6 protein-coding genes, 1 tRNA gene and 2 pseudogenes are annotated in these 6,478 nt (G+C 52.5%); all 9 read right to left on the reverse strand.

The window, feature by feature from the left end; translation table 11 throughout:
- Nucleotides 1-261: pseudogene (locus ABGT74_RS06165) on the reverse strand (PTS fructose transporter subunit IIA); the annotation flags it as partial.
- A 37-nt stretch (nucleotides 262-298) separates the two neighbouring features.
- Nucleotides 299-994 (reverse strand): hypothetical protein, encoded by a 696-nt coding sequence (locus ABGT74_RS06170; RefSeq protein WP_346704883.1) that lies wholly within the window; start codon nucleotides 992-994, stop codon nucleotides 299-301.
- A gap of 111 nt (nucleotides 995-1,105) precedes the next feature.
- Complete coding sequence (locus tag ABGT74_RS06175) at nucleotides 1,106-2,107, reverse strand: PTS system mannose/fructose/sorbose family transporter subunit IID (RefSeq protein ID WP_346704884.1); 1,002 nt, start codon at nucleotides 2,105-2,107, stop codon at nucleotides 1,106-1,108.
- On the reverse strand, nucleotides 2,097-2,921 hold the full coding sequence (locus tag ABGT74_RS06180; protein ID WP_297283765.1) for a PTS sugar transporter subunit IIC: 825 nt from the start codon (nucleotides 2,919-2,921) through the stop codon (nucleotides 2,097-2,099). Before ABGT74_RS06180 ends, ABGT74_RS06175 begins: the two co-directional genes overlap by 11 nt.
- A gap of 34 nt (nucleotides 2,922-2,955) precedes the next feature.
- Nucleotides 2,956-3,432 (reverse strand): PTS galactosamine transporter subunit IIB, encoded by a 477-nt coding sequence (agaB, locus tag ABGT74_RS06185; protein ID WP_297180465.1) that lies wholly within the window; start codon nucleotides 3,430-3,432, stop codon nucleotides 2,956-2,958.
- A gap of 389 nt (nucleotides 3,433-3,821) precedes the next feature.
- Nucleotides 3,822-3,898, reverse strand: a tRNA-Pro gene (locus ABGT74_RS06190).
- An 88-nt stretch (nucleotides 3,899-3,986) separates the two neighbouring features.
- Nucleotides 3,987-4,805 (reverse strand): purine-nucleoside phosphorylase, encoded by an 819-nt coding sequence (locus ABGT74_RS06195; protein WP_297283766.1) that lies wholly within the window; start codon nucleotides 4,803-4,805, stop codon nucleotides 3,987-3,989.
- A complete protein-coding gene (locus ABGT74_RS06200; RefSeq protein WP_346704885.1) occupies nucleotides 4,798-6,108 on the reverse strand; it encodes an amidohydrolase in 1,311 nt (436 codons plus the stop codon). Before ABGT74_RS06200 ends, ABGT74_RS06195 begins: the two co-directional genes overlap by 8 nt.
- Nucleotides 6,109-6,184: 76 nt before the next feature.
- Nucleotides 6,185-6,472: pseudogene (locus ABGT74_RS06205) on the reverse strand (sigma-70 family RNA polymerase sigma factor); the annotation flags it as partial.
- Nucleotides 6,473-6,478: the final 6 nt, after the last annotated feature.

A 6,478-nucleotide genomic window follows, 5' to 3' on the forward strand; every position in this document is an offset into this window, starting at 1 on the left:
ATTTACATTGCCGCGCGGAAAACCAACTTCAACCGCCGTCTTGAACGGAGTGCCGCCCGGCAGGTCGGAGAATACCAAAATGCCTTCACAATCCTTCAGCTCGTCCATCGCCTTCGACAGCTCACGCGACAGATCCTCCAGGCTGTACTCCGGCAGAAAATCTACATACTTATAGTTTTCCTGCTCACCTGCAATCAAATTGAGCGAGCTTGTCAGTCCGGAACCGAAATTCGCGTGTCCAGTTACCAGTAATCCAATCATTGTTCTTCTCCTATTCTCCATCATGTTGGTTGAACGCTTAACGGCGGCGCGATTGCGCACGCATTCCCTCCTGTATGTCTTCGGGCTGTCCCAAACGCTTCAGGCTATCCCGAATCACCGGAATATAAAGTGCCTTTGGATGGAAGCATACCTTCGCACTCCGGTAATAGGACCCAGCATTCTCCTCATCGCCCAGATATTCATATTGTTTGCCAATCATAAACAGTACCACGCCAAGAGGGAAACCATAATACTGCTTGGCATCGATCTGCGCGTCCATTGTCTCAATCAGATCGGTGCGCTTATGGAACATTACCTCATAAGCCTGTTCGGTGTAGCGTATGAGCTTTTCATCCCCGCTCTGCCGGATCGCTTCGAGCAGCCAGTCCGCATATTTCTGGTTTTCCTTCAGCAGAAAAGTATGGAAATACTGCTCCAGAAAGCTCTTCTTATCCGCGGGATTCTTGTACGTTGCCGCGATCATATGCTGCAGCATTTCTTCAAAATGCGCGATATCCTGAGCAAGATACAACGCGCGCAGCTTGTACAAATCGCAAGTATAATCTCCAAGCAGCTTGCGGGTCATCGACATATCCGCCAGCTTTTCCACCGTTTCGTAATCCTTTGCTTTTAGGCTGACATTCAACTGCCGAAGCTGGAAATTCTTGAACACCTGAATGCCCAGATAGCACGCAAACAGAAGAAAAATGACCGCCGCTGTTATTCCACTCACACAAACACCTGATTTCTTTCATTTCAATCAATAGGGGGAAATGATCCCAATCGCCATCTCCCCCTATCGCTTTATCTTGCCGGAGCACACGCTCCGACAAACTGTTCTATTTTATTCGGGCATAGTAACCGTTACACCAGCACCCTGCAGCTCGGTAACAACCGAGGTCAGAGCATCCCAAGCCTGCTGACCGGTCTTTTCAGCCGGTGCCGGCTCCGGATAATCGTACCACTCTACCAGCGGATTGTAGCCGCCGGGGATGGTGTTGCCGTCCGCATCCATAGCCTGAGAGTTACCAGTCCAGATGCCGAACGCACAGCCAACGATACCGCAAACCAGAATGAGCAGGATGCACTTAACCGGCGTCCAGCCCTTCTTGATCAGGACATACAGGCCGAGGGTGATCAGCAGCGGGATCAGCTTGGGCAGAATGCCGTCCAGCAGACCCTGAATGTTGATCTGGGTGTCGCCAACGATCATACGGACGGTGGTGCCGCCGTAGTTCGCGATCAGACCACCAACTACGAATACGCCGAGGATGGACGCCGCACGGGTGAACTCCTTCGCGCTCGAGGTCAGCATGGTAACCGCCTTAGTACCAAGGCCATAAGACCAGTACATCAGGCCGAAACGAACAGCAAACTGTACCGCATTAAAGATAATGAGGAACAGGATCGCGCCCAGGATGTTGCCCTGCAGTGCGATGTTTGCAGTCAGGCCGGCGGTGATCGGAACCAGCGTCAGCCAGAACAGCGCGTCGCCGATACCGCCAAGCGGGCCGGCAGCAGAAATACGTACAGAACGGATCGTCTGGGTATCAGCCTTGTTCTGCTCGAGCGAAAGCACGATGCCCATTACGAACGTTACGAGGAACGGATGGGTGTTCAGGAAGTCCAGGTTATGTGCCATGGAAGCCTTAAGGTCTTCCTTGTTGGTGTGGATCTTTTGAAGACCAGGGAGCATGCCCCACAGCCAGCCACAAGCCTGCATTCTCTCGTAGTTGAAGGATGCCTGCAGGAAGCAGGACAGCCATACCATCTTATTTAGGGTCTTTTTGTCAACCTGCGGAGCAGGTGTCAGATCCTGATACTTCTCGGGAATATTATATGCCATCCGAGTCACCTCCCATGTTGCCAGCGCCAGCATTCGCCTTGATCTTCGTGTTGATCGAGAAGTCATAGATCGCGATCGCAGCGCCTACGAATGCGCACAGGATGAGGGTTGCGCCAGAAGTGGAAGCATTAGCGCTGCACAGCAGAGCCATAGCAAAGCCGGCCAGCAGGAAGCCCCACATCTCGTTGGACATCATAACCTTCATCAGGATTGCGAAACCTACAAACTTCATTGCGCCGCCGGCAGCGTCGAGGCCCGCCATGACCCAAGAGAACTGGAACGAGAAGTCCTGCAGGGTCTGGCCGAGAGCGGAACCACCATACAGACCAGCAACCGCCAGCAGGCCAAATAGCGTGCCGAGGATCGCCATTTCCATGAAGTTGATGTTGCGGATACCCTTGACGTCCGCGTTCTCCGCGCACTTGTCAGCCTTAGCCATCATACCGGACATGATGGTAAAGGTCAGGGTTACAGCATACTGGCCGAATACTGCGAACGGAATTGCAAGACCAAGTGCCGCGCCAACGCCTTCTGGCGTTGCTTCCATGCCCAGCGAAACCGCGAATACGGTAGCCATGATGCCGCCGAGGATCGCGTTGGGGGGCTGAGCGCCGCCGATCGGCATAGAACCGATCTGAATGAGCTGATAAGAACCACCGACAACTACACCGAGTTCAAAGTTGCCAAGGATGGCACCGATGATCGGGCAAGTGACGATCGGCTGATACAAAGATTCCAGGAAGCTGAACTGGTCGATACCCATGATAAAGGCTACTACAAAGACCAAGATCGCCTGGATGATGGTAATTTCCATTACTTACTCCTTTCCAGGTGCTTTCGGGTAAATATCACTTAAACAATTTTTCGATATTTTCCGCGGGCGTATCCGGAACTCTCTTAATCTCAAGCTCCACACCCAGCTCCTGCAGCTTTTTAAAGCATGCTACATCATCGTCGTTTACTGCGACGGAAGTTGCAACCTGGCGTTTCCCATCCGCCATATGCATGTTTCCAATGTTCACCTTTTTGATCGGTACACCGCCCTCGACCAATTTCAGGACATCCTGCGGCGTCTCGCAAATGATTGCGATGTGCTGATTCGGCGATGCTTTACCGATGATATTGATGGTCTTCTCAATCGAGAAGAAACGGGTCTGCGCATAGGACGGCGCAGCCATGTTCATCAAGCCCTGACGGAACTCATCAGTTGATACAGCATCGTTTGCTACGAGCAGCAGGTTGGCCCCGACAACGCCGCACCACTGGGTTGCGACCTGTCCATGGATCAAACGGTTGTCGATTCTGGTTAATACAATATCTGGCATTTTCCTTCCCCTTTCTCCAGTATTTGCATTGGCCGTGTTGACTAATTCCCCTCTCTTTCACAAAGCGGAAACATTTTATCTGGGAACAATAAAATGTATCCTCTAAACTACAATTTTCATTCTACCAGAAAAGTGTTTTAATGAATTTGCACTTTTTATCCGTTTTTTTGCATTTTTGATTTGGTCATTTTAGCCAAAATGCACAGGACGCTTGTCCTCCTCGCAAGGACACTGTACATTTTCGTCTTTCTGTGCAGGAAAAATGCACGAAAACAGGTTAAAATGTTAACAATCTTCCTATCTTTTCCTGTTTGAACATGTTCTGGATGCGGTATTTTTTGTTAAAAAGTACAAAAAAGGCCATCGGCATAAGCCGATGGCCTTTTAAATGGTCGAGGTGACAGGATTTGAACCTGCGGCCTCTTCGTCCCGAACGAAGCGCTCTACCAAGCTGAGCCACACCTCGGATTCGCTGTCACTTTATCGCTCAACCGTGACAGCTTTTATATTATATCGCGTACTTCTCTTTCTGTCAATAGCTTTTTTCAGTTTTTTCAGATTTTTTCCACGAGAGCTGTAATCAACCGTCGGAAGTCCGTTCCGCGCCGTGCAGCGATCTCGTTAACCTCTGCGCCGGAAAGCGGCTGCATCAGCACGCCTGCCGCCATATTGGTTATCATCGCCACCGCAACGACCGGCAAACCACAATGTGCCGCTGCTATCACTTCAAACACCGTCGACATACCAACCGCATCCGCACCCAGCGTACGGAACGCACGAATCTCCGCCGGTGTTTCAAACTGCGGCCCATTCACGCCACAGTAAACACCGCGGCGCAGGGTCAATCCACACACATCGGCTGCCGCCAACGCCTTATCCCGCAAGGCAGGGGTATACGCAAAAGTCATGTCCGGAAAACGCGTGCCAAGCTGTTCGTCATTTGCTCCGGTCAGCGGACTTTTCCCTGTCATATTGATATGGTCTTCCACCAGCATAAAGTCGCCAACCTCAAAGCCGGTATTGATGCCACCGGAAGCATTCGTCAAAACAAGCGCCTGTACCCCCAGCGCACGCATCACATAGACCGGATAGGCAATTTCATCCGGTGCATACCCTTCATAGCCGTGCAGTCGTCCCTGCATGCAAACAACACGTCTGCCCGCGAGCATACCACATACCAACCGCCCCGCATGATCCGGCGCGGTCGAAATGCGAAAATGCGGAATTTCGGAATAGGAAATGGTGACCGCATCCTGCAGCTGTTCGGCAAGCGGCCCCAGCCCGGAACCGAGCACCAAACCAACTTCCGGCAGAACCGGCAGCCGTGAACGTATATACGCTGCGGATTGCTCTACTTGCTTTTTGCTAATCATGCTGTCTCTCTCCTCTTTGCAGCCGCCGGATGATATCATCCGTGCAGCGCTGGGTTTCCGCTTTCACTCGTTCGATATCAATGGTGGTATATGCACCATCGCGGTACAGCACCTCACCGTCCACCATGGTCAATTTGACGTCTGCTCCCTGCGCGGCATAAACCACGTTGCACGCTGCATCGGTCATGGGCGTAAACTGCGGGGTGTCTGTGTCGATCACGCACAGATCTGCACGACAGCCAACGCGCAGCAGACCGCTGTCCTCTCTGCCCTGCGCCAAAGCACCCGCACGCGTTGCTGCGTACAGCGCCTGCACCGGAGTAATGAGCGTCGAGTTACGGTAATATCCTTTATAGACCACACCAAACAGATACAGATCCTGCAAAATATTCAAGTTGTTATTAGAAGCTGCGCCGTCCGTACCAAGTGCAACATTGATGCCCATATCCAGCAGCTTCGGAATGTTCGCGTACCCTGATGCCAACTTCAAGTTGCTTGCTGGGCAGCAAGCGACGGTCACGCCATGCGAGCGAAGGATCTCGAAGTCCTCCCCTTCCAGCCAAACACAGTGCGCCGCCGTTGTCGGCACATCAAACACACCGTGTGCCTGCATGTACGCCGCAGGCGTCATGCCATGACGCTGCTTACACTCCTCATGCTCGGTCTGCGTCTCGGACAGATGAATGTGCATGCGTGCACCGCTCGCCTTCGCTTGTGCGGCAACCGCCTCCACCACTTTGGGCGTCGAAGTATATTCGCCGTGAATGCACAGATCGCCGATCAGTCGGCCGTCCCCTGCCCCATTCCATTCGCCGAGCAGTCGCAGATTGTCCCGATAGGCCGCTGTCTGTTCATAGTCACTGTCGTCAAACACCGTCAGTCCGCGACTGAGGTTGCATTTAATCTTGCTTTCCAAAATGGCCTTTGTCATGCCGTCCAGGAAAAAGTACATATCGGTAAACGACACTGTGCCGCTTGCCAGCATTTCGGCGATGGCAAGCTGGGTGGCGTAATAAGCTGCCTCATCGCTCAGCTGATCCTCAAACGGAAACACACGCTCGTTCAGCCAGCGCTGCAACGGCAGGTTTTCCGCATAGCCGCGCAGCAGCGTCATCGGTGCATGACTGTGCACATTATAAAAGCCGGACAGCAACAGGCGATGGCGGCCGTCATAGCGCTCGCCATAGTCCTCCTGCGGCTCCGTCTCGCCTATGTAAGCAATGCGGCCATCCTTGACACCGACATACTGCCCACGCTGAAGGGCAAATTTCTCATCCAAAAGATCAATATTGCAGAATAACATTTGTTTCTCCTTTGTCTTTCCCGGGGTATCAAACAGTCTCATTTTTCTTTGCGGAGGGATTTCCCCAAAGTCCGCTCATCGGCACGGCATAGGTGGAAAAACGCACACCAAGCTCGGTGTTGAAGTGGTCGATGGATTTCATCAAACCGATGCAGCCCACCTGAAACAGGTCATCCGGTGATTCACCGCGTCCCTGAAACCGCTGGATCACCGACAACACCAGCCGCAAGTTGCCACGGATCAGTTCATCCCGTGCCTGCTTGTCACCTTTTCCGGCTCGCACCAGCAATTCATCCGTTTTTGCCGCCGACAACGTCGGCAGTCCCGATGTATTCACCCCGCAAATCTCTACTTTGGTTTGCATGGAAAA

The sequence above is a fragment of the uncultured Agathobaculum sp. genome (assembly GCF_963927765.1).
GTDB lineage: Bacteria > Bacillota > Clostridia > Oscillospirales > Butyricicoccaceae > Agathobaculum.